Genomic DNA, 24,094 nt, shown 5'->3' with positions numbered 1-24,094 from the left:
ACAAGACCGCTAGCGGACCACGCCTTCTTCGATCAGTAACTTGAGAATTGCCTCGGCCCCCGCCTCGGCACTCAACCCTTTAAGCACTTGTCCGCCGCCACCGCTGGCCTTGGCCGTCGCGGCTTTCATCCGGTCCGCGCCGCTCTTGGCCTTGATCACCTTCAAGCGCTTAGGCCGTGGCTTGGCCGGTTGCAGCGTGGCGACTGCCAGCAGTTCATCGTCGATCACTTCGACTTCATCCGCCTGCAACACCCCGCGTCGGGCCGGGCCGTAGGCGCTTTGCCGAGGCTTCGGCGCGGCGTTATCCACAGTCGCGAGAAACGGCAGCCGTACTTTCAGGCGACGGCGCTGACCGCGCGGCAAAGCTTGCAGCACCAGTGCTGAATTACCATCGATGGATTCAACTTGAGCCAGCCCGACGACCAGCGGCCAGCCCAGACTTTCCGCCAGCAGGAACGGCAACATGCCCGAGCCTTCACCGGTTTCCGCCTGGCTACCGGTCAGCACAACCTGAGCCCCTGCGTCACGCAAATACGCAGTCAATGCCGGCAGTGCATCGGCGCCTTCCGGCTGCTCAAGCACATGCAGCTGTTCAAGGCCCATGCCCAGATACGCACGCAACGCCGGTTCTGCGACGTCGCCGGCATGCAGCACTTGCAGGTTATCCCCAGCGAGTTGCAGGCCCAGCTCCACCGCCCGCGCATCCTGCTCCGCGCGACGTGGCCGGCCGGAGGTCGGGTGGGCGCCGATGGACACCAGGCTGATGATTTTCGTGCTCATAACCCTTTCCTTTCCTTAAGCCGCATCGCGCTTGGCTTCGTTGCGGTAAGCCTCTACCGCATCGATCAAGGCTTGAAGAATCTCGGCGCTTTCGCCGATCACCGACAGGTCGGCCCGTTTGATCATGTCGCAGCCAGGATCGAGGTTGATCGCCACCACCTTGTCGCAGGCACCGATGCCTTGCAGGTGCTGGATCGCCCCGGAAATCCCCACCGCCATGTAAACCCGCGCGGTGACCCAGGTGCCGGATGCACCGACCTGACGGTCGCGCGCCATAAAGCCATCGTCCACCGCCACTCGGGACGCGCCTTCGGTAGCGCCCAACGCTTCGGCCGTCCTGTGGAAAAGTCCCCAGTCCTTGACCCCGTTGCCGCCGGAGAAGATGAATTCGGCTTCGGCCATCGGAATCGCCGCTGGATCCACTGCCACGGCGCCCAAATCCTCGATGCGCGAGAGACTGCGGGCCACCGCTGTGGATAACTCCACCGGCAACGCTTCGTGACGGGTTTCGCTGACCGGTTCTGCGCATTCGACGGCGGCCAGGATCAAGCGTGCCACCGGGCGCGCAAGGTCCTGCAAACCGGCACCGGCGCGGCCGATGCATTCCTGATCCTTGACCTGCCAGACCCGCGTGGCCGGGCGTTCGCCCAGTGCGGCGGCAAAGCGTCGCCCCAATTCACCACCGCCGCTGCGGCTGTCCGGCAGCAACCAGTGGCGAGGGCTGAACTGGTTATCCACAGCCCGCAAGCCCTGGACCCGTTGTTCCGGTGCATAACCACTGAATTCGTCGCCTTCCAGCACCAGCAAGCGATCGACGCCAGCGGTGGCGAAGGCGTTTTCTTTGTGTTCGCCGAAGACCACGGCCAACACCGCGCCGTCCGTACCGGCCAACTGATGAGCCAGACCCAGCAAGTCGCGGTCGTGGCTGCTCAAGCGGCCGCCGACCATGTCCGGCACCACGCTGATGTAAAACGCAGGTGCCGGCACTTGATGCAGCGGTAATTGCACTTCAACGGCGGCCGAGCGTTTGCTCGCCCCGCCCTGTTGAGCGCCGCTGCGGTCAATCCGTTTGATGCCGTTGGGACCGATAAAACCGATGCCATGGGGATTCTTGCGGATGACGCCGTTAGGCCCCATCCAGCTGTGTTGCGCCGGTTGCATGGCCGCGTGCAGCGGGTGCAAACGGTTACGGGCGATCCATTCGGCGCGTGGGTCGCGGCGGATAATGTCGCTCATCAGTGGGCCTCCGCAGGTTCACGTTGGGCCGGTTTGGTCGGCTTGCTCGGGGCAGCGTCTTCGAGCAACGCATCCGCCACCAGTTCGGCGATGTCCTTGATCAGCGGCCGGGGTTCGACCACGCCTTCGAGCATCGCGGTGCACTGTGGACAACCCACGGCCACCAGTTCGGCGCCGGTTTCGCGGATATCTTCCATGCGCATGTCGGGGATCCGTTGCTTGCCCGGAATGTCGGTGATCGGCGCACCGCCGCCTCCGCCGCAGCAGCGCGAGCGGAAACCGGAGCGTTGCATTTCCTTGATCTCGATACCCAGGGCGCGCAGCACTTCACGCGGAGCCTCGTATTCGCCGTTATAGCGGCCGAGGTAGCACGGATCGTGATAAGTCACGCTGCTGCCTTTGTGCTGGCCGAGGTTCAGGGCGCCAGCGCCGATGATTTCGGCCATGTAGGTGCTGTGGTGCTGCACGAGGTAGTTGCCGTCGAAGGCGCCGTACTCGTTTTTCAGCACGTGGAAGCTGTGCGGGTCGCAGGTGACGATGCGGTTGAAGCTGTACTTGGCCAAGGTCTGGATGTTGCGTTTGGCCAACAACTGGAAGGTGGCTTCGTCGCCCAGACGTCGGGCCACGTCACCGCTGTCGCGCTCTTCAAGCCCCAGCACTGCAAAGTCGACCTTCGCCGCTTTCAGCACTTTGACGAAGGCGCGCAGGGTGCGCTGGTTGCGCATGTCGAAGGCACCGTCGCCGACCCAGAACAGCACGTCGACCGATTTCTTCTCGCTCATCAGATTGAGGTTCAAGTCCGCCGCCCAGTTCATCCGCCCGCCCGGGGCGAAGCCGCCAGGGTTGTCGGTGGCGATCAGGTTTTCCAGGACTTCGGCGCCCTTGTTCGGGGTCGCGCCTTTTTCCAGGGTCAGGTGACGGCGCATGTCGACGATGGCGTCGACGTGCTCGATCATCATCGGGCATTCTTCGACGCAAGCGCGGCAGGTGGTGCAGGACCACAGGGTTTCAGCGTCCACCAGACCGTTGACGATTGGTTGATGCGGGTTACCGGCGTGTTCGCCGATGGCTTTGCCCGGATAAGGGCTGCCGGCGAATTTGGCATCGGTGCCACCGGCCAGGCCGACGACCATGTCTTGAATCAGTTTTTTCGGGTTCAACGGCTGGCCGGCGGCGAACGCCGGGCACGCGGCTTCGCATTTACCGCACTGCACGCAGGCGTCGAAGCCGAGCAGTTGGTTCCAGGTGAAATCCTTGGGTTTTTCCACGCCCAGTGGCGCGGTTGGGTCGTTCAGGTCCAGCGGTTTCAAACCGGTGGAACGGCCGCCGCCAAAACGCTCGGCGCGACGGTGCCAGGCCAGGTGCAAAGCACCGGCGAAGGCGTGCTTCATTGGCCCGCCCCAGGTCATGCCGAAGAACAGTTCGCTAACGCCCCACAGCACACCGACGCCAAGGATCGCAGCCACCACCCAACCGCCGAAGTTTTCCGGGAGGATGCCGGCGACCGGCAGGGTCAACAGGAAGAACGATGCCGAGAACGCCATCAGGCTTTTCGGCAAGCGCATCCACGGGCCTTTGGACAAACGGGCCGGTGGGTTGCGACGGCGCAGGAACATAAAGATCGCGCCGACAAACATCACCGCCGACATCAACAGCAGTGCATAACCGAGGATGCGGTTATGCAGGCCAAAGCCATGCACCAGAATCGCCAGCACAATGGACGCCACTGCACCACCGGCTGTGGCGACGTGGGTGTGGGCAATGTATTTGTCCCGCGCGACGACGTGGTGCAAATCGACCATGTAGCGTTTGGGCATGGCGAACAGGCCGCCGATCAGGTCGACTTTCGAAGCCCTGCCCTGACGCCACATAGCCACCCGCCGCAACGCACCCAGGACAGCCAGGCCCAAGGCAGCGAACAACAGGATTGGAAGAAGGGTGTTCAACATGGTGGAGCTCCCAAAGACCGCAGGGTCTTGCAGGCCAAACTACCTGGATGCCTTGCCCGATTCCTGTGGGAGCGGGCTTGCTCGCGAAAGCGGTGGGTCAGTCGACATCAATGTCGGCTGACAGATTGCATTCGCGAGCAAGCCCGCTCCCACAGGGTTATCCACAAGCTCTTAGAAATCCTTGCACAACCGCAACGCGTCATAGATCGCCGCGTGGGTGTTGCGCTGCGCCACGCAGTCGCCGATGCGGAACAGCAAGTAGCCGTCGCCCGCCTGGCTCAGCGAAGGTTGCGGCTTGATCGCGAACAGGGCTTCGATGTCCATCTGGCCTTTGTTGCGCGAGCCTTCCTTCAGGGCGTAGTAGATTTCTTCGTCCGGACGCACGCCGTTTTCGACGACGACCTGGTCCACGACCCGCTCCTCTTTGGCGCCGGTGTATTCGTTTTCCAGCACCGCCACCAGCTTGTCGCCTTCGCGGTAGACCTTCTCCAGCATCATGTCCCCGGTCATGATCACTTCTTTCGGGTACATGCTGCGGTAGTACGTCGGGAACGAGGTGCCGCCAATCGCCACGCCTGGTTTGATGTCGTCGGTGACGATCTCGACCTGGCTGCCCTTGTCGGCGAGGAAGTCCGCGGTGGACATCCCGGTGAACTCGCAAATGGTGTCGTAGACCAGCACGTTTTTGCCCGGTGCAACCTTGCCATCGAGGATGTCCCAGCTGCTGACCACCAGGCCTTCAGCCGCACCCCAGTGTTCGTTCTGCTCCAGGAACGGATGACCGCCGACGGCGAGTACCACCACGTCCGGACGCAGGTCGAGAATGGTTGCCGCATCCGCCGCCACGCCTAGGCGCAGGTCGACTTTCAAACGCGCCAATTCCAGTTGGAACCAGCGGGTGATACCGGCGATCTGGTCCCGTTGCGGGGCTTTCGAGGCAGTGGTGATCTGCCCGCCGATGAATTCTTTCTTCTCGAACAGGGTCACGTCGTGGCCACGTTCGGCCGACACGCGAGCGGCTTCCATCCCGGCAGGACCGGCACCGACCACCACAACTTTGCGCTTCACACCGGTCGACTTCTCGATGATGTGCGGCACACCCATGTATTCACGGGAGGTCGCGGCGTTCTGGATGCACAACACGTCCAGACCCTGGTACTGACGGTCGATGCAGTAGTTGGCACCGACGCATTGTTTGATCTGATCGACCTGGCCCATTTTGATCTTGGCGATCAGGTGCGGGTCGGCGATGTGGGCGCGGGTCATGCCGACCATGTCCACGTAGCCGCCTTCCAGAATACGGGTCGCCTGGTTCGGGTCCTTGATGTTCTGCGCGTGCAGCACCGGGGCCTTCACCACTTCCTTGATACCGGCGGCCAAGTGCAGGAATGGCTCCGGTGGATAACTCATGTTCGGGATAACGTTGGCCAGGGTGTTGTGGGTGTCGCAACCCGAACCCACCACGCCGATGAAGTCGATCATGCCGGTGTCGTCGTAGTACTTGGCGATCTGCTTCATGTCCTCGTGGGACAAACCGTCCGGGTGGAACTCGTCACCGCACAGACGGATGCCGACGCAGAAATCCGGGCCGACTTCAGCCCGCACAGCCTTGATCACTTCCAGACCGAAACGCATGCGGTTCTCGAAGCTGCCGCCCCATTCGTCGGTACGCTTGTTGACTCGCGGGCTCCAGAACTGGTCGATCATGTGCTGGTGCACGGCGGACAGCTCGACGCCATCCAGGCCACCGGCCTTGGCCCGCGCGGCGGCGCTGGCGTAGTTGCCGATCACCCGCCAGATTTCTTCCGGCTCGATAGTTTTGCAGGTCGCACGGTGCACCGGCTCACGGATGCCCGACGGCGACAGCAGGGTTGGCCAATGCTCGCCGTCCCAGCGGGAACGACGACCCATGTGGGTAATCTGGATCATGATCTTGGCGCCATGCTTGTGCATGGCATCGGCCAGGTTCTGGAAGTGCGGAATGATCCGGTCATCGGCCAGGTTGACCGACTTCCACCAGCCTTGCGGGCTGTCGATGGCCACACTGGAGGAACCGCCGCAAATCGCCAGGCCGATCCCGCCCTTGGCTTTCTCTTCGTAATACTTGACGTACCGGTCGGTGGTCATGCCGCCGTCGGTGGCATAAACCTCGGCGTGCGCGGTGCTGAGCACGCGGTTGCGGATGGTCAGTTTGCCGATCTGGATCGGCTGGAACATTGCTTCGAAAGCCATGGCGGGTTCCTCGACTTACAACGGCTTGACGGTGAACAGGCCGTCGTCGTGGCCTTCTTCGGAGCCACCGTAAACCTGTTCGGCAACGGTGCGGATCTTGCTGCCACGGGCTTGCAGAATCTGGTCCATGGCACCGGCAAACCAGCCAGTGAACATGTAGTCGACCTTGCGCCCGACCTTGCCGTACACGTAGACGAACGCCGAGTGTTCGAGCTTGACGCTGGCAGTGCCTTTATCGAGGTCGATGTCCTGAATCTTGAACAGGCCCCAGCCGCGCTGCGACAAGCGCTTCATGTAGTGCTCGAACACCGCAACGCCTTCCAGGCCGTGGCATTCGGCTTCTTTTTCACACCAGTGCCAGGCGGATTTGTAGCCGGCCTTGTAGAGGATTTCGGCGTAGGCGTCGGCGCCCAGCACTTCCTCGATGCCCATGTGGTTGTTGACGAAGAAATGACGCGGCACATACAGCATTGGCAGGGCGTCGGAGGTCCAGACACCGGTTTCGCTGTCGACTTCGATTGGCAATTGCGGGGCGATCTTGGCCATGGAAACTTAACTCCAGAAAAATTTTGGTGTTGCCCCCGGCACGGACGGCCGGGGGAAAGGATTCAGAGGTGCTGTGGCTTACTCGCCCCAGACGTCCTTCAAGACGTTGACCCAGTTCTCGCCCATGATCTTGCGGACCACGCGCTCGGAATGGCCGCGCTTGAGCAGGGTTTCGGTCAGGTTCGGGAACTCGCCGACGGTGCGGATGCCCAGCGGGTTGATGATCTTGCCGAAACTGGTCAGGCGGCGGGCATAGCCCTTGTCATGGGTCAGGTATTCGAAGAAGTCCTGCCCATGGCCCTGGGTGAAATCGGTGCCGATACCGATGGCGTCTTCGCCAACGATGTTCATGGTGTATTCGATGGCTTCGGCGTAATCGTCGATGGTCGAATCGATGCCCTTGGCCAGGAATGGCGCAAACATGGTCACACCGACGAAACCGCCGTGATCGGCGATGAACTTCAGTTCTTCATCGGATTTGTTGCGCGGGTGAATTTTCAGACCCGACGGCAGGCAATGGGAGTAGCAGACCGGCTTCTTGGATTCGAGGATGACTTCTTCGGAGGTTTTCGAGCCGACGTGGGACAGGTCGCACATGACGCCGACCCGGTTCATCTCGGCGACGATTTCACGACCGAAACCCGACAGGCCGCCATCACGCTCGTAACAACCGGTACCGACCAGGTTCTGGGTGTTGTAGCACATCTGCACGATACCGACGCCCAGCTGCTTGAAGACCTCGACGTAGCCGATCTGGTCTTCAAAGGCGTGAGCATTCTGGAAGCCGAAGAGGATGCCGGTCTTGCCCTGCTCCTTGGCCTTGCGGATATCGGCGGTGGTGCGCACTGGAATCACCAGGTCGCTGTTTTCGCGGATCAGCTTCTGGCTGGCGGCGATATTGTTGACGGTGGCCTGGAAGCCCTCCCACACCGACACGGTGCAGTTGGCCGCGGTCAGACCGCCCTTGCGCATGTCTTCGAACAGCTCACGGTTCCACTTGGCAATAATCAGACCGTCGATAACGATGCTGTCGGCGTGCAATTCGGCTGGGCTCATCAGGCTGTCCCCTATTAGCGATTCATGCGCCGAATCGTGTGCCGGCGCTTTGGGGCCAGCATATGCCTGAGGAAGGGGGCAGCCGGGTGCAAAAACGACAGGGGGTTTGCCGAAAGCGTCAATCTGCGACAAAGGGTCGTCGACGGACGTCATGAGCCACCTGTTCAAGGGCCTGCGCATGGGCCAGAATTCGCGCCACTACTGGATGTTTCACTGGATGCTTTACTGGAATAAGGGGCGGCGGCGCAATGAAATCGATCTTCCTGGCTTTGGCACTGATAGCGACCGGCGTACACGCGGCTGAAGAATCCGACGATAACCCCTGCGACAAAGTCGAAAACGAAGTCCAGACCCTGGAATGCTCGGTCTACAGCAAAACCACCGCCGAAGACCTGCTGAAAGCCAACTACCAAAGCCTGACCGAGCGCATGCAAACGCTCTATGGCAAGAACCCGGCGCAACTGACCGACATCACCGCCAAGCTCAAGGCTGCTCAACAGCAGTGGTTGAAGACGCGAGATGCGGACTGTGCGGTTGAGGCGTTTCCGGCGACGAGCGGTAGCAAGGCATTCACGATTGCGCAGAATGATTGTGTCGCGCGGATGAGTGACGAGCGGTCGGAGTTTTTGGAGTCGATTGGGCAGGAGTAGAAACATACACATGGAGAATCATTTGATCCCACACGAAGTAGTCAGTCGCATCGTTGACGGTGCTCTACCCATCAGGGCCTGGCGCGAACACCTGAACCTTACCCAGGATGAAGTGGCCAAACGCATGGGCATCTCCCAACCGGTCTTCGCCCAACAGGAGACCGTCGCCAAGCCTCGCAAGGCGACCCGTGAGAAAATTGCCGCGGCTTTTGGCATCAACGCCGATCAGCTTGAGCTGTAAGCTGCACGCCATCAGCCAGTTAAGGAATTCAAATGAAAATCTGCGGCATCGAAATCAAAGGCAGCGAAGCCATCATCGCCGTGGCCTCCCTCGACGATCAGGTCCTGAGCCATGTCGCCCTGGCCACCAAGAAAATCGCCCTCGAAGAGGACGACGAAGCCGCGAACGTCAAAGTGTTTGCCGCTCAGGTGGCGTCGTTTGTGCGCGAGAACGCCATCGACCGGATTGCGATCAAGAAGCGCAGCAAGAAAGGCGAGTTCGCCGGTGGACCGACCACGTTCAAGATTGAGGGTGTTTTCCAGTTGCTGGAAAATTGCGAGGTTACCCTGTTGTCGCCACAGACCATCAATGCGCAGAACAAGAAGTTCGATTTTGCACTGCCGGTTACGCTAAACAAATACCAGCATGAGGCTTACAAGACGGCTTGTTCAGCGTTGATTAGATCAGCTTCGTAACTGCTATTTTCAGCCCATATTGAAACATGGATGTTCACAATGATTGATGACGAAATAGATCGGGAACTTATCAAATTTATACACAACCCTCTTCAACAGGCGAGCTATCTGGATTCTTACATAGCGCAACTGAGCATAGTTTCAAAAAAACTTCTCAAACACCAACGCCTTCAACACCTCATCACATCGGAACAAACGAAGTTCATCATCGCTAAACTGTTGAAAATCCAACTGGAACATCTTCGAACAACCATTCAAGAACACATATTTGAAGACCCACTTCCTCCTGACGAAAGTATTCAGCAGCGTTATATGAGAGTGATCAGCGATTACTTCAAGATCGGCATTGCGCTCACATCACGCCCTACTGAGCAAAAACAGGAAATATTAGAGCAGTTCACTGCCTCCAACACTTGGAGCAAACTGGTATATACCTGCAATCGAATATCAGAGAACCTGCATCTGGAAAGCAAACACAATCTATCAATCTTAAATCATAGCAAACTGTGGCTAGCCTACTACCTAAGTGAAGTTTTTTATTTTTTGTCACGCGGCCTGATGACCGCACGCTTTGCCAAGGGTATTATCACGATATCTCCGACCCCCGCTTTTGAGAAAAAGCTAAAAGCCCACTGGATATCAGAAACGTCAGAGTACAGTTCCAATCTATCAGATACTATAACCCTTATAGAAATGGCAAAGATATTTAAAGAATACGGCCATATCCCAACCGCTATCAGAGAACAGCTTATTAACTCAATGATGGATAAATGCTTATCCATACATGCTAATTATCTCTCCGAAAACCTGAAAGAACACCCAACTTATTTTTTCGTCCGCGAACTGGTTTATGTAGCATGCCACATCGAAATCAAGGCGATCCTTGGCAATCGAGAAACATCAAAATATGAACTGCTAAGCTACGTCCGAGCCTCTACGATAAATGCGATGACGTCCGCGCTATCGAAAAACGATAAAACGCTATTGAATACAGCAAAGAATTTCATTGAGGTGCGCGCTGACTCATTCCTCCGAGGGGCTCTAGATTTCAAGTACGGGCTTAAAAAGCTTGTAGGACTCATGACAGAGTTCAACAAACAGCCCAAAGACAACTTTCAGGGAATGCTCGGAGAAAACTTCGAGAAAGACTACATATCAAACTACATAAAAAAACTTAAACAATCAAAATTTAAAGTGCTCGACGGATTCAAAGCCGAAAACAATGCACAAATAACAAGCTACGATATCGACCTCGTACTGCTAGACCAGAAACACAACAACTACTATTTCATACAAATAAAGTACAGATTAACTTCACAACCAACATACCTCTCAGAACAATGCCTATTGATGCAAGACAAAGAATTCAACAAAGGATACATCAAACAACTACTGACACTAAAAGAAAATCTCGACACCGATAGCATCCGGAAGAAACTTGCACGCCACAACCTCGCGGATGCGCGCACTGACAACAGTTTTTTCATACTGCTACACAACCTGCCCTTCCTAAATTTTTTTGAAACCAAAGGTATATATTTTTACGAGTGGAACCTATTTAGAAATATTTTGAAGAACGGGGAATTTGCAATTAAAAAAAATGACAGCTTTCAAACAGCTCACGCACTCACTGACCCACAGCTTCACAGAATAGAAAATATAGCTGACGAATATTTATCCAATATGACCACAAACACATCACTTGAAGAAAATTTCGAAATATATAGAAATGCTCACGCTGTTTTTGAGTTCAGCGATCTAAAATTCATATGCAAACATGTATAACCCGTTACCCAAATGAGTTATTTATGTCATTCGCTTAAAAAACCTTATTTAAGTGCCGATCCTCCCGCGGACACTTTGCAAACTTCGCCCGATAGCTTCGGGTGAAATACGACGGCGATTCAAACCCGCACGCGATACTCACTTCCAACACGCTCATGTCCGTCTGCCGCAACAGCTGCCGGGCCTTCTCCAGCCGCAAGCGCAAGTAAAAATTGCTCGGCGTGTCGTTCAAGTGCAGGCGAAACAGGCGTTCGAGCTGCCGTCGCGTCACCTTGATCGATTCGGCCAATTCCAGCGTACTCAGCGGTGGCTCGCTGTGCTGCTCCATCTCCCCAATCACATGCACCAGTTTCTTGTTGCTGATGCCATAACGCGTGGCGACTTCCATGCGCTGGTGGTCTTTGCGCGGACGGATGCGGCCGAGTACGAATTGTTCGCTGACCTGGATTGCCAGTTCCGGGCCGTGGGCCTGACTGATGAGGTCGAGCATCAGGTCGATGGAAGCGGTGCCGCCGGCGGAGGTAATACGTCGGCGGTCAATCTCGAACAGCTCCTGGGTGACGCTGAGCTGTGGATAGGACTCCTTGAACGCGTCGATGGCTTCCCAGTGCAGGGTCAAGCGGTGGCCGTCGAGCAGGCCGGCTTCGGCGAGGATGAAGCTACCGGTGTCGATGGCGCCGAGGGTCACGCCTTCGTTATCCAGGCGGCGCAGCCAGTGTTCCAGCGCGGGCGTGGCGAATTTCAGCGGTTCGAAACCGGCGACCACCAGCAGGGTTGCACCTTTCTTCAGCGGTTCCAGCGCCGCGTCGGCGTTGACCGACATGCCATTGCTGGCCAATACCGCCCCGCCGTCCGCACTGAGCACATGCCAGCGGTAGAGCTCGCCACGAAAGCGATTGGCGACTCGCAGCGGCTCGATGGCCGAGATAAATCCAATCGCCGAGAAACCCGGCATCAACATGAAGTAGAAATCCTGGGACATGGAGCGCACTCGATGGCAGGTAGCGAGAGGACGGGAAGCGTGTGGACGTTGATACGCCACTTGCCGGCGGCATTCAAGAGCGCAGGTCGCTGCAGTGCAAGAGCTGGTCGCCGCAGTGCGCTTTAGCGGGCCTTAAGCTGCGTAACTTGGCATCACCGGCGCAAAAAGACGACCGGACCCACAATAACGAACTGCCGAGGAACCTGAGATGAAACGACTGATCAGCAGCTGTGTTCTTGCACTCAGCGGTACCGCTTTCCTGAGCGCCAGCGTCATGGCGGCCGAACCTGCTTCATGCCAGAACGTGCGCATGGGCGTTGTGAACTGGACCGACGTGATCGCCACCAGTGCCATGACCCAAGTCCTGCTCGATGGCCTCGGCTACAACACCAAACAAACCAGCGCTTCACAGCAAATCATCTTCGCCGGGATCCGCGACCAGCGCCTGGACTTGTTCCTGGGCTACTGGAACCCGCTGATGACCCAGACCATCACCCCGTTCGTCGCGGCCAATCAGGTCAAGGTGCTTGAAGCGCCAAGCCTGAAAGACGCCCGCGCCACCCTCGCCGTACCGACTTACCTCGCCGACAAGGGCCTGAAAACCTTCGCCGACATCGCCAAGTTCGAGAAAGAACTGGGCGGCAAGATCTACGGTATCGAGCCTGGCTCGGGCGCCAACACCCAGATCAAGGCGATGATCGCCAAAAACCAGTTCGGCCTCGGCAAGTTCCAGTTGGTCGAGTCCAGTGAGGCCGGCATGCTCGCGGCGGTGGATCGCGCCGTGCGACGCAAAGAGGCCGTGGTGTTCTTCGGCTGGGCGCCGCACCCGATGAACGTCAACGTGCAAATGACTTACCTCACCGGCAGCGAAGACGCTCTCGGCCCGAACGAAGGCATGGCCACGGTCTGGACCGTCACCGCACCGAAATACGCCGAGCAATGCCCGAACATCGGCCGTTTGCTGAGCAACCTGACCTACACCGCCGAAGACGAGAGCCGGATGATGCAGCCGCTGCTGGATCACAAGGACGCCTTCGAATCGGCCAAGCAATGGCTGAAAGATCACCCGCAAGACAAGCAACGCTGGCTCGAAGGCGTGACCACCTTCGATGGCAAACCGGCGGCTGACAACCTGAAACTGACCACTAAATAAACCCGATTGAACCACCGACTCGCAGCCTGACCGGGCTGCGAACGGAATCATCACGCCTGCAAGGAACCCGCCTCATGAACCACGACGTCATCATCACCTGCGCACTCACCGGTGCTGGCGACACGACCAGCAAGAGCCCACACGTGCCGGTCACTCCGAAACAAATCGCCGCTGCCGCCGTGGAAGCCGCCAAGGCTGGCGCCACGGTCGTTCACTGCCACGTTCGTAACCCCGAAACCGGCAAATTCAGCCGTGATGTCGCGCTGTATCGCGAAGTGATGGAGCGCATCCGCGAGGCGGACGTCGACATCATCGTCAACCTCACCGCCGGCATGGGCGGCGACCTGGAAATCGGCGCGGGCGAGAACCCGATGGAGTTCGGCCCGAACACTGACCTGGTCGGCCCGCTGACCCGTCTGGCCCACGTCGAAGAACTGCTGCCGGAAATCTGCACCCTCGATTGCGGCACTCTGAACTTCGGCGACGGCGACACCATTTACGTGTCCACCCCGGCCCAGCTACGTGCTGGCGCCAAACGTATTCAAGAGCTGGGCGTGAAGGCCGAGCTGGAAATCTTCGACACCGGTCACCTGTGGTTCGCCAAGCAGATGATCAAGGAAGGGTTGCTCGACGACCCGCTGTTCCAACTCTGCCTGGGCATCCCGTGGGGCGCGCCGGCTGACACCACCACCATGAAAGCCATGGTCGACAACCTGCCTGCCAATGCGGTCTGGGCCGGGTTCGGCATCGGTCGCATGCAAATGCCGATGGCTGCGCAAGCGGTGTTGCTCGGCGGCAACGTGCGGGTCGGTCTGGAAGACAACATCTGGCTGGACAAGGGCGTACTGGCGACCAACGGCCAACTGGTCGAACGCGCCTCGGAAATCCTCAGCCGTCTCGGCGCCCGTGTTCTGACGCCGGCTGAAGGCCGGGCAAAAATGGGCCTGACCAAGCGCGGTTAATCGACCTTTTCAAATTCTGGAATTGCCATGACTTTTATCACTGAAATCAAAACCTTCGCAGCCCTGGGCAGCGGTGTCATCGGCAGCGGTTGGGTGTCCCGCGCCCTCGCCCACGGCCTCGACGTGGTGGCCTGGGACCCGGCGCCCGGTGCCGAAGCCGCGCTGCGCAAACGCGTCGCCAATGCCTGGGGCGCTTTGGAGAAACAGGGCCTTGCGCCAGGCGCATCGCAGGATCGGTTGAGCTTTGTTGCCACCATTGAAGAATGCGTTCGCGACGCGGATTTCATTCAGGAAAGCGCCCCTGAGCGTCTGGACCTGAAACTGGAACTGCACAGCAAAATCAGCGCGGCGGCCAAGCCCAATGCCTTGATCGGTTCCAGTACTTCGGGGCTGTTGCCGAGCGAGTTCTACGAGAGTTCGACGCACCCGGAACGCTGCGTGGTCGGCCACCCGTTCAACCCGGTTTATCTGCTGCCGCTGGTGGAAGTGGTTGGCGGCAAAAACACCGCGCCGGAAGCTGTTCAAGCGGCAATGAAGGTCTATGAATCCTTGGGCATGCGTCCGCTGCATGTGCGCAAGGAAGTGCCGGGGTTTATTGCCGACCGCTTGCTCGAAGCGCTGTGGCGTGAGGCGCTGCACCTGGTCAACGACGGTGTGGCGACCACCGGTGAAATCGATGATGCGATTCGCTTTGGCGCGGGTCTGCGCTGGTCGTTCATGGGCACGTTCTTGACCTATACCCTGGCGGGTGGTGATGCAGGCATGCGGCACTTCATGGCGCAATTCGGGCCGGCGTTGCAGTTGCCGTGGACGTATCTGCCGGCGCCGGAGCTGACCGACAAGTTGATTGATGATGTGGTGGATGGCACCAGCGATCAGCTGGGCACGCACAGCATTTCGGCGCTGGAGCGCTATCGTGATGATTGCTTGCTGGCGGTGCTGGAGGCGGTTAAGACCACCAAAGAGAAGCATGGGATGGCCTTCAGCGAATAATAAGCCAGCAGGACCGGCCCCATCGCGAGCAGGCTCGCTCCCACACTAGATCTGCGTCGTTCACAGAACCAATGTGGGAGCGAGCTTGCTCGCGATGAGGCCATCCAGTCACCACACCATTTGGATCCCTCATCATGCCCACCCTCACCACCTACCAAACCAAAATCATCCCCGACTGGGTCGACTACAACGGCCACCTGCGCGACGCCTTCTACCTGCTCATCTTCAGCTACGCCACCGACGCGCTGATGGATCGTCTGGGCATGGACAGCAACAACCGCGAAGCCAGCGGCAACTCGCTGTTCACCCTCGAACTGCACCTCAATTACCTGCGCGAAGTGAAGCTCGACGCCGACGTCGAAGTGCACACCCAAATCATCGGCCACGACAGCAAACGCCTGCACCTCTATCACAGCCTGCATTTGGTAGGCGATGACAAGGAGCTGGCGGGCAACGAGCAAATGCTGCTGCACGTCGACCTCGCCGGGCCGCGCTCCGCACCGTTCAGCGAAGACACCTTGAGCAAGCTGCAAGCCATCGTCGCCGAGCAAACCGACCTTCCCGCCCCCGACTACATCGGCCGAGTGATCGCATTACCCCCTAAAAAATAACAAGGAGATCGCCATTGAACACCGCCGCCGCTTTTGCCGACTTCCGTACCTACCCGTTGATCAGCGCGTTGACCGCCGTACACACCCTGGCGGACCGAATTCAAGTGAAGTGGGCCGATGACCGTGTCAGCCCGTTTCATCATCAGTGGTTGCGGGACAACTGCCCGTGCCCGCTGTGCGTCTACACCGTCACCCGCGAACAAGTGCTGGAAATCGTCGACGTCGCCGAAAACCTGAAGCCCTCGAACGTCAGCATTGATGCCGAAGGCTGCCTGCGTGTCGATTGGCAGGACGGCCATCTCAGCCGCTTCGATCCTGGCTGGTTACGGGCCCACGCCTACGACGATGAGTCCCGCGCCGAACGCCGGGCCGCCAAGCCCAAAAGTCAGCTCTGGAACCATAATCTGAAGCTGCCGGTGTTCGACTACCAGGCGTTGATGAACGACAACGACGCCTTGCTGCAATGGCTGCTGGCCGTGCGCGACATCGGCCTGACTCAGGTCGGCGGTGTGCCCACCGAGCCGGGCTCGCTGAAGCTGATCGCCCAGCGAATTTCCTTCATCCGCGAGAGCAATTTTGGCGTGCTGTTCAACGTGCAATCCAAGGCTGATGCCGACAGCAATGCCTACACCGCTTTCAACCTGCCACTGCACAGCGATTTGCCAACCCGGGAGTTACAACCGGGGCTGCAGTTTCTGCATTGCCTGGTGAATGACGTCGAGGGTGGCGAGAGTATTTTCGTCGACGGTTTTGCCATTGCCGAAGCCTTGCGCGATGAAGATCCCGAGGCGTTCAAAAGCCTTTGCGAAATACCTGTGGAGTTCCGCAACAAAGACCGCCACAGCGACTACCGCTGTCTCGCACCGATCATCGCGCTGGATGCCTTTGGGCAGGTTTCAGAAATCCGCATGGCGAACTTTCTGCGCGGTCCGTTCGATGCGTCGGCCGAGCAGATGCCCGCTCTCTATCACGCCTACCGCCGCTTTATTGCGATGACCCGGGAAGCGCGATTCCGCGTGATGACGCGGCTAAACCCCGGCGAAATGTGGTGTTTCGACAACCGCCGCACCCTCCACGCCCGCAACGCCTTCGACCCCGCCACCGGCGCCCGGCATTTTCAGGGTTGCTATGTCGACCGTGATGAATTGTTGTCGCGCATCCTCGTCCTGCAGCGTTAAACCTCAGGCAAAAAAAACCCCGATCAAGCCGTGACAGGATCGGGGCAGAGGTGGGTACTGTTGAGGAGCCGTTGCGCGAGGGTGACCAAACCTTCGTGAAGCCAGCTGACTCCAGTGTGCCCACTCCTATCCGCAGCAAGTTAGCCGAAAACGACCTGTTCATAGGTATTGCGGCCATTGCGACAAATCGTCCTTGCCGCCACCCCGCACCCCTATGAGAATCGAACCACGACACCGTTCCCTGAAGAAGGATTGCGTCATGATGCACGCCGATTTGATTGACCAGGAAGACCTGTTGGGCCAGCTGAAATCGTTGGGTTTTCAAGTACCGAGTGGCTCTACAGCACAGCAGGCTTGCGAATGTGCAGTGCGAGGCTTGAACGATGAACGGGCGATGACGCTGCGGACCATGGTCAAGCAGATGTACACCAGCAGCGCGACCATTCTGCCGGCCGTGCGCCAGGCCATCGACAGGCAATTGCTGCCCGCGTTGGCGGAGTATCAACAGAGCCGTAGCGCCTGATAAACCGTCTTCGCGAGCAAGTCGAATCGTCGCACCGCCGCTCCCACATTTGACCGCATTCCCCCAGAGAGAACTCGGTTAAATGTGGGAGCGGGCTTGCTCGCGAAGCAGGCGCCTCGGTTTAGAGCCTTACGCTGGCAAACGTCGACTCGTTACGCGCCTGACTCAACGCCGACAACGGCCCGGACAACGGTGACAACACCAGTGCTTGCGGCAGCGGCATCATCGCCACTTGTTGCGTGGTGTTGGAACCTACGCGCTCGTCACGCGGCGGAATGCCGAAGTATTCGCGGTAGCACTTGGAGAAGTGCGGCGTGGACACGAAGCCACAAACAGACGCCACTTCGATGATCGACATCGGCGTTTGCTTGAGCAGCTGCCGGGCGCGGATCAAACGCAGTTTCAGGTAATAACGCGACGGCGAGCAGTGCAGGTATTTCTGGAACAGCCGCTCCAGTTGACGACGGGACACGGCGACATACACCGCCAGTTCGTCGAGGTCGATCGGCTCTTCCAGGTTGGCCTCCATCAGAGCAACGATTTCCTGCAACTTCGGCTGGTTAGTGCCGAGCATGTGCTTGAGCGGCACACGCTGGTGATCCTGCTCGTTGCGAATACGCTCGTAGACAAACATCTCCGAAATCGCGGCTGACAGTTCACGACCGTGATCGCGGCTGATCAGGTGCAGCATCATGTCCAGCGGCGCGGTGCCACCGGAGCTGGTGAAACGGTTACGGTCGAGGGTGAACAGGCGGGTACTCATGGCCACACGCGGGAAAGCTTCCTGCATCGAGGCCAGGCATTCCCAATGCACGCTGCAATCGAAACCATCCAGCAGGCCGGCGCACGCCAGGGCCCAGCTGCCAGTGCAGACCGCTCCGAGACGGCGGGACTGACGCGCTTGGCTTTGCAGCCACGAAACGTGTTCACGGGTAACAGTGCGCTGGATGCCGATACCGCCACAGACAATCACGGTGTCCAGGGGCGGCGCTTTGTGCATGGAGCAATCGGGGGTGATCTGCAGACCGTCACTGGCCCAGACCTGACCGCCGTCGACAGTAAGCGTGCTCCAGCGATACAGCTCGCGACCGGACAACTGGTTGGCCATACGCAGGGGTTCTACTGCGGAGGCCAGAGAAATAAGCGTGAAATTGTCCAGCAGCAAAAAGCCGATGGATTGAGGCGCACGGTTCTGGGGTTGGGCCCCGGAGTTGAACGTCGTCATCGCGGTATCTCCTCACACAAAGCGGGTGATGGCCTCAGGCGGAGGCTCTTGTTATTGCCATCGTTCTCGCGTGGGAGACGGGCTTTGTAATGACAGAGCAATTGCCATGCCTAAAGTTGAATGGCCGTTCAATAACTCCTGAAAACGACGTCGGAATGTGTCTATATATGACGCGCGCGGAGTGGGGGTTATAAGTGCCATTATCGGCGGGAGGCGCTCGGCCCCGTTGGGCGTGAGCAAATCGGTAGCACTTGTGGGAACAGGGCTACAGCGACCTGGTGAAGAGTGTCACCGCAAGCACGGGTGACAGGCGGTAGTGGCCAACCTGGATCCGTGATCCAGGTGAAGCCGCTTGTCTGTAAGCGACGCGCCAAAACGTGGCGCGTTTTGAATCGGGTGTTCACTTAGTGCGCAGTTTTGACTGGTCTGGTCTGGTCTGGTGTGGCGAGGGAGCTTGCTCCCGCTCGGCTGCGCAGCAGTCGTAAAGATTTTAGGGCCGCTTCGCGCCCCAGCGGGAGCAAGCTCCCTCGCCACAAGTCAACTCGGTATCAGCACTCAACCGCGCTAACCGCCAACCCACCGCGCGATGTCTCTTTATATTTGTCATGCATATCGGCGCCGGTATCACGCATCGTGCGGATCACCCGATCCAGCGAGATAAAGTGCTGACCGTCGCCACGTAGCGCCATCTGCGCCGCGTTGATCGCCTTCACCGCAGCAATCGCATTGCGCTCGATGCACGGCACTTGCACCAGCCCGCCCACCGGGTCACAGGTCAGGCCGAGGTTGTGTTCCAGACCGATTTCCGCCGCGTTACACAGCTGCTCCGGTGTCGCCCCCAGAATCTCCGCCAGCCCGGCCGCCGCCATGGCGCAGGCCGAACCGACTTCGCCCTGGCAACCGACTTCAGCACCGGAAATCGAAGCGTTCTTCTTGCACAGAATCCCTACCGCCGCCGCACTGAGGAAATAGTCGACTACGTTGGCGTCAGTCACTACCTCGCTGAACTTCATAAAGTAGTGCAACACCGCCGGAATGATCCCCGCCGCGCCATTGGTCGGTGCCGTGACCATGCGCCCGCCCGCGGCGTTTTCTTCGTTGACCGCCAGGGCGAACAGGTTGACCCATTCCATGGCGCTCAAGGTCGAGCCGATCACGTTGGGTTTGTTCAGTTCTTGCAGGCTGCGGTGCAGTTTGGCCGCGCGACGACGCACATTCAGGCCACCGGGCAGAATGCCTTCGTGCTTGAGGCCTTGCTCCACGCAATCCTGCATGGCGCGCCAGAGTGTCATCAGGCCGGCGCGGATTTCCTCTTCGCTACGCCAGACTTTCTCGTTGGCCATCATCAACTCTGCAACGCGCAAGTTGTGCTGCTTGCAGAGGCTAAGCAGTTCGGCGGCACTGGAGAAATCGTACGGCAGCACGGTGCGGTCCAGATCGACCACACCGCTGGAAGCCTGTGCCTCATCAACGACAAAACCACCGCCGATGGAATAGTAGGTGTCGCGATGCAGCTCGCCGTCATCACCTTCGACGATCAGCGTCATCGCGTTGGGGTGGAACGGCAGGTTCTCGTCGATCAGGCGCATGTCCCGGGCCCAGATGAACGGGACCGACAAACGACCGTCGAGCAACAGTGTGTGGGTTTCGCGCAGGGTTTCGATGCGAATGCCGATTTGCGACGGATCGATCGCGTCCGGCCATTCGCCCATCAGGCCCATGATCACTGCATTGTCGCTGCCGTGACCGATGCCGGTGGCCGACAACGAACCATAAAGCTGAACTTCGACGCGCCGTACTTGTTCCAAAAGACCCTGCTCACGCAAACCTTGCACGAACAACGCCGCGGCGCGCATAGGCCCCACGGTGTGCGAACTGGAAGGGCCGATGCCGATTTTGAACAGGTCGAAAACACTGATAGCCATTACTGCCGAACTCCTGGATGTGCCAACTCCAGACGCAAAAGCGCCCAGTGACGGAGCTGCTACGCTCAAGCTGCAATCCGCCGAGATGGCCGCATCATCAGGCTTTTGTCATGTCGTTCGACGTCCCACACCGACGCACTCATGCCCGCTAGCGCCGCAGGCCGCTTACGCAGTATTTTCGCCGTTTTTTTGCGGATCAGAGGGTCAAAGGGGGCTGAAAAAAGCTGTAAACGACGTCACCGACACTGGATGCGACCATCCCTGTACTGGTTACGACGCACCCTGTAGGCGTCAGATTTTCACTGGTACATGATCGTATCGACTCGATTGCAAGGCGCCGTGGTAGAGATGTCTCCAAAACGCCATCCAACCGCAACCTATAAGTGCGGTGGTCCAGTCGGAACACTGCCAAAAAAAACACCAAGGAGTCCATCCATGAAAGGTTCCCCGTCGTTGTTGTTGGCCGCCATGCTGAGTCTGCCGTTTCTGGCTCAAGCCGCCGAACCGGCTCAATGCAGCACCGTAAACTTCTCCGATGTCGGCTGGACTGACATTACTGTCACCACCGCCACCACCAGCGTCGTCCTCGATGCCCTCGGCTACAAGACCAAAACCACGATGATTTCCGTACCGGTGACCTACAAGTCCCTGGCCGACGGCAAGAACATGGACGTATTCCTGGGTAACTGGATGCCGACCATGGAAAACGACATCAAGGCCTACCGCGATGCCGGCACCGTGGACACCCTGCGCGCCAACCTGGAAAACGCAAAATACACACTCGCCGTCCCCGAAGAGTTGTATAACAAAGGTCTGAAAGATTTCGCCGACATCGCCAAGTTCAAGAAAGAACTCGACGGCAAGATCTACGGTATCGAACCAGGCAACGACGGCAACCGCCTGATCCAGAGCATGATCGACAAGAACGCCTTCGGCTTGAAAGATGCCGGCTTCAAGGTGGTCGAGTCCAGCGAGGCAGGCATGCTCTCGCAAGTCGATCGCGCCCAGCGCCGCAACACCGCCGTGGTGTTCCTGGGCTGGGAACCACACCCGATGAACACACGTTTCAAGATGAAGTACCTGACCGGCGGCGACGACTATTTCGGCCCGAACTTCGGTCAGGCAACCATCTACACCAACACCCGCAAGGGCTATGCGCAGGAATGCAGCAACGTCGGTCAGTTGCTGAAAAACCTGCAGTTCACGCTGAACATGGAAAGCACCCTGATGGGCAACGTCCTGGACGACAAAATGAAGCCTGACGCGGCCGCCAAGGCCTGGCTGAAAAAGAATCCACAGGTCCTCGATACCTGGCTCGCTGGCGTGACCACCATTGACGGTAAACCAGGCCTGGAGGCCGTGAAAGCCAAGCTCGCGCAGTAATCGCTTACGCCGGGCGAGTTCGCTCGCCCGGGCTGTTTATTTCCTTGCATGCGGACGTTCACTACCATGCTGATTGATCAGAAAATACCTTTAGGCCAGTACATCGCGGGCTTCGTTGAATGGTTGACGCAAAACGGCGCCAGCACCTTCGACGCAATCGCCGTGTCACTGGAAACGATGATCCACGGCGTGACTTTTGCGCTGACCTGGTTCAACCCGCTGGCATTGATCGGCCTCATCGCGCTACTGGCACACTTCATTCAACGAAAGTGGGGCCTGACCGTTTTTGTCATCGCCTCCTTCCTGCTGATCCTCAATCTGGGGTACTGGCAGGAAACCATGGAAACCCTTGCCCAGGTGTTGTTCGCCACCCTGGTCTGCGTGGTCATCGGCGTGCCGTTGGGCATCGTCGCCGCGCATAAACCGATGTTCTACACACTGATGCGTCCGGTGCTCGATCTGATGCAGACCGTACCGACCTTCGTGTACCTCATTCCTACCCTGACCCTCTTCGGTCTGGGTGTGGTCCCGGGTCTGATTTCTACGGTGGTGTTCGCGATTGCCGCACCTATCCGCCTGACTTACCTGGGTATTCGCGATGTCCCGGAAGAATTGATGGACGCTGGCAAGGCCTTTGGCTGCTCGCGACGTCAGCTGCTCTCGCGAATCGAACTGCCCCACGCCATGCCAAGCATCGCGGCCGGTATCACCCAGTGCATCATGCTGTCGTTGTCGATGGTGGTGATCGCGGCACTGGTGGGCGCCGATGGCCTGGGCAAACCCGTGGTCAACGCACTGAACACTGCTGATATCGCCCTGGGCTTCGAAGCAGGCCTGGCGATCGTACTGCTGGCGATCATGCTCGACCGTATCTGCAAACAACCCGAAGCCAAAGTAGGGGGTGACGCATGAGCATTATTCGCTTCGAAAACGTCGACGTAATCTTCTCCAAGGATCCACGCGAGGCACTCAAGCTGCTGGATCAAGGCATGACCCGTAACGAGATCCTGAAAAAGACCGGGCAGATCGTTGGGGTCGAAAAGGCCAGCCTGGACGTCGAAAAAGGTGAAATCTGCGTACTGATGGGCCTGTCCGGCTCCGGCAAGTCCAGCTTGCTGCGCTGCATCAACGGCCTCAACACCGTCAGCCGCGGCAAGCTGTTCGTCGAGCACGAAGGCAAGCAGATCGACATCGCTTCCTGCACCCCGGCAGAACTGAAAATGATGCGCACCAAGCGCATTGCGATGGTGTTCCAGAAGTTCGCCCTGATGCCTTGGTTGACGGTGCGCGAGAACATCAGTTTCGGTCTGGAAATGCAGGGTCGCCCTGAGAAAGAACGCCGCAAACTGGTGGATGACAAGCTTGAGCTGGTGGGCCTGACCCAATGGCGCAACAAGAAACCCAACGAGCTGTCCGGTGGTATGCAACAACGCGTGGGCCTGGCCCGTGCCCTGGCGATGGACGCCGACATCCTGCTGATGGACGAACCGTTCTCGGCACTCGACCCACTGATCCGCCAAGGCCTGCAAGACGAACTGCTGGAACTGCAACGCAAGCTGAGCAAGACCATCGTTTTCGTGAGCCACGACCTCGATGAAGCCCTGAAGCTCGGCAGCCGTATTGCAATCATGAAAGACGGCCGGATCATTCAGTACAGCAAGCCGGAAGAGATCGTGTTGAACCCGGCGGACGACTACGTGCGGACCTTCGTCGCCCACACCAATCCGCTGAACGTACTGTGCGGTCGCAGCCTGATGCGCACCCTGGACAACTGCAAACGCATCAACGGTTCGGTATGCCTCGATCCAGGTGGTGATTCCTGGCTGGACCTGGCCGAAGGCAACACCATCAAAGGCGCTCGCCAGAACGGCGCGAGCCTGGACCTGCAGAACTGGATCCCAGGGCAAGCGGTTGAAGGCTTGGGTCGTCGGCCAACACTGGTGGACTCGAACATCGGCATGCGCGATGCGCTGCAGATTCGTTATCAGACGGGTAATAAGCTGGTGCTGCACGACAACAACAAGGTTGTCGGGATTCTGGGTGACAGCGAGCTGTATCACGCACTGCTCGGCAAGAACCTGGGGTAAAGGCAACACACACAAAAACGCCGCGAGAAGATCGCGGCGTTTTTGTTAGTGCAGATATCAGGCTTGGAATGCTGATAACTGTGGCGAGGGAGCTTGCTCCCGCTTGAGTGCGCAGCACTCACAAATTCTTGGGGTCGCTTCG

The 24,094-nt window shown here is 58.6% G+C and carries 21 protein-coding genes and 1 pseudogene; 13 read left to right on the top strand and 9 right to left on the bottom strand.

Translation table 11 applies throughout. The features are described from left to right. Positions 1–9: 9 nt before the first annotated feature. The 6 genes from KGB23_RS11985 to KGB23_RS11960 all read right to left on the bottom strand — a co-directional run bounded on the left by KGB23_RS11985 (position 10) and on the right by KGB23_RS11960 (position 7,799). Positions 10–780: an electron transfer flavoprotein subunit beta gene (locus tag KGB23_RS11985; RefSeq protein WP_056739081.1), complete on the bottom strand. Its 771-nt coding sequence runs from the start codon at positions 778–780 to the stop codon at positions 10–12. 15 nt (positions 781–795) lie between these two features. Then, on the bottom strand, positions 796–2,016 hold the full coding sequence (locus KGB23_RS11980) for an electron transfer flavoprotein subunit alpha/FixB family protein (RefSeq protein WP_223431228.1): 1,221 nt from the start codon (positions 2,014–2,016) through the stop codon (positions 796–798). After that, on the bottom strand, positions 2,016–3,965 hold the full coding sequence (dgcB, locus tag KGB23_RS11975) for a dimethylglycine demethylation protein DgcB (RefSeq protein WP_223431227.1): 1,950 nt from the start codon (positions 3,963–3,965) through the stop codon (positions 2,016–2,018). The genes KGB23_RS11980 and dgcB overlap by 1 nt, the downstream gene beginning before the upstream one ends. A gap of 171 nt (positions 3,966–4,136) precedes the next feature. Further along, positions 4,137–6,197, bottom strand: a complete 2,061-nt coding sequence (gene dgcA / locus KGB23_RS11970; protein ID WP_046052432.1) for a dimethylglycine demethylation protein DgcA — start codon at positions 6,195–6,197, stop codon at positions 4,137–4,139. Positions 6,198–6,212: 15 nt separating this feature from the next. Further along, on the bottom strand, positions 6,213–6,743 hold the full coding sequence (locus KGB23_RS11965) for a DUF5943 domain-containing protein (protein ID WP_008033249.1): 531 nt from the start codon (positions 6,741–6,743) through the stop codon (positions 6,213–6,215). A gap of 78 nt (positions 6,744–6,821) precedes the next feature. Next, positions 6,822–7,799 (bottom strand): dipeptidase, encoded by a 978-nt coding sequence (locus KGB23_RS11960; protein ID WP_008033250.1) that lies wholly within the window; start codon positions 7,797–7,799, stop codon positions 6,822–6,824. Between the two features lie 248 nt (positions 7,800–8,047). Between KGB23_RS11960 and KGB23_RS11955 the strand changes: the two genes are divergently transcribed. From KGB23_RS11955 to KGB23_RS11940, 4 genes and pseudogenes are all read left to right on the top strand, one after another. Next, complete coding sequence (locus KGB23_RS11955) at positions 8,048–8,449, top strand: lysozyme inhibitor LprI family protein (protein WP_150658441.1); 402 nt, start codon at positions 8,048–8,050, stop codon at positions 8,447–8,449. A 10-nt stretch (positions 8,450–8,459) separates the two neighbouring features. Further along, positions 8,460–8,690, top strand: a pseudogene (locus tag KGB23_RS11950) (helix-turn-helix domain-containing protein); the annotation flags it as partial. A gap of 32 nt (positions 8,691–8,722) precedes the next feature. Continuing rightward, on the top strand, positions 8,723–9,145 hold the full coding sequence (locus tag KGB23_RS11945; protein WP_223431226.1) for a DUF3010 family protein: 423 nt from the start codon (positions 8,723–8,725) through the stop codon (positions 9,143–9,145). 39 nt (positions 9,146–9,184) lie between these two features. After that, positions 9,185–10,930, top strand: coding sequence for a hypothetical protein (locus tag KGB23_RS11940; protein WP_223431225.1), 1,746 nt, complete (start codon positions 9,185–9,187; stop codon positions 10,928–10,930). A gap of 34 nt (positions 10,931–10,964) precedes the next feature. Here the strand turns inward: KGB23_RS11940 and KGB23_RS11935 are convergent, their stop codons facing one another. Then, complete coding sequence (locus KGB23_RS11935; RefSeq protein WP_223431224.1) at positions 10,965–11,912, bottom strand: GlxA family transcriptional regulator; 948 nt, start codon at positions 11,910–11,912, stop codon at positions 10,965–10,967. Between the two features lie 208 nt (positions 11,913–12,120). Here KGB23_RS11935 and choX point away from each other — a divergent pair, with 208 nt between their 5' ends. From choX to KGB23_RS11905, 6 genes are all read left to right on the top strand, one after another. Further along, complete coding sequence (choX, locus tag KGB23_RS11930) at positions 12,121–13,065, top strand: choline ABC transporter substrate-binding protein (protein WP_223431223.1); 945 nt, start codon at positions 12,121–12,123, stop codon at positions 13,063–13,065. A gap of 74 nt (positions 13,066–13,139) precedes the next feature. After that, positions 13,140–14,027: a 3-keto-5-aminohexanoate cleavage protein gene (locus tag KGB23_RS11925; RefSeq protein WP_140674841.1), complete on the top strand. Its 888-nt coding sequence runs from the start codon at positions 13,140–13,142 to the stop codon at positions 14,025–14,027. 27 nt (positions 14,028–14,054) lie between these two features. Continuing rightward, a complete protein-coding gene (locus KGB23_RS11920) occupies positions 14,055–15,020 on the top strand; it encodes an L-carnitine dehydrogenase (protein ID WP_223431222.1) in 966 nt (321 codons plus the stop codon). Between the two features lie 134 nt (positions 15,021–15,154). Then, positions 15,155–15,631 (top strand): thioesterase family protein, encoded by a 477-nt coding sequence (locus tag KGB23_RS11915; protein ID WP_223431221.1) that lies wholly within the window; start codon positions 15,155–15,157, stop codon positions 15,629–15,631. Between the two features lie 14 nt (positions 15,632–15,645). Next, positions 15,646–16,809 carry a gamma-butyrobetaine dioxygenase gene (locus KGB23_RS11910; protein WP_223431220.1) on the top strand — a complete coding sequence of 388 codons (1,164 nt, stop codon included), beginning with the start codon at positions 15,646–15,648 and terminating at the stop codon, positions 16,807–16,809. Between the two features lie 259 nt (positions 16,810–17,068). Further along, the gene (locus KGB23_RS11905) at positions 17,069–17,332 is read left to right on the top strand and encodes a hypothetical protein (RefSeq protein WP_150658433.1); all 264 of its coding nucleotides are present in this window, start codon (positions 17,069–17,071) and stop codon (positions 17,330–17,332) included. A gap of 121 nt (positions 17,333–17,453) precedes the next feature. Here KGB23_RS11905 and KGB23_RS11900 read toward each other — a convergent pair whose 3' ends face one another. Both KGB23_RS11900 and KGB23_RS11895 read right to left on the bottom strand, forming a co-directional pair. Then, on the bottom strand, positions 17,454–18,557 hold the full coding sequence (locus tag KGB23_RS11900; RefSeq protein ID WP_033060353.1) for a GlxA family transcriptional regulator: 1,104 nt from the start codon (positions 18,555–18,557) through the stop codon (positions 17,454–17,456). 548 nt (positions 18,558–19,105) lie between these two features. Next, on the bottom strand, positions 19,106–20,482 hold the full coding sequence (locus KGB23_RS11895; RefSeq protein WP_046045295.1) for an L-serine ammonia-lyase: 1,377 nt from the start codon (positions 20,480–20,482) through the stop codon (positions 19,106–19,108). Positions 20,483–20,917: 435 nt separating this feature from the next. On the opposite strand from KGB23_RS11895, the gene KGB23_RS11890 reads away from it, so the two are divergent. The 3 genes from KGB23_RS11890 (at position 20,918) to choV (ending at position 23,952) form a co-directional block, all read left to right on the top strand. Then, on the top strand, positions 20,918–21,865 hold the full coding sequence (locus KGB23_RS11890; RefSeq protein ID WP_223431219.1) for a choline ABC transporter substrate-binding protein: 948 nt from the start codon (positions 20,918–20,920) through the stop codon (positions 21,863–21,865). Positions 21,866–21,931: 66 nt separating this feature from the next. Next, on the top strand, positions 21,932–22,777 hold the full coding sequence (gene choW / locus KGB23_RS11885) for a choline ABC transporter permease subunit (RefSeq protein WP_008151932.1): 846 nt from the start codon (positions 21,932–21,934) through the stop codon (positions 22,775–22,777). After that, the gene (gene choV, locus KGB23_RS11880; RefSeq protein WP_090178813.1) at positions 22,774–23,952 is read left to right on the top strand and encodes a choline ABC transporter ATP-binding protein; all 1,179 of its coding nucleotides are present in this window, start codon (positions 22,774–22,776) and stop codon (positions 23,950–23,952) included. Before choW ends, choV begins: the two co-directional genes overlap by 4 nt. Positions 23,953–24,094 lie beyond the last annotated feature (142 nt).

This window comes from Pseudomonas sp. GL-B-26, assembly GCF_019947405.1.
Lineage (GTDB): Bacteria > Pseudomonadota > Gammaproteobacteria > Pseudomonadales > Pseudomonadaceae > Aquipseudomonas.
The sequence above is the reverse complement of the archived record's forward strand: the minus strand, read 5'-3'. Positions and strand labels throughout refer to the sequence as shown.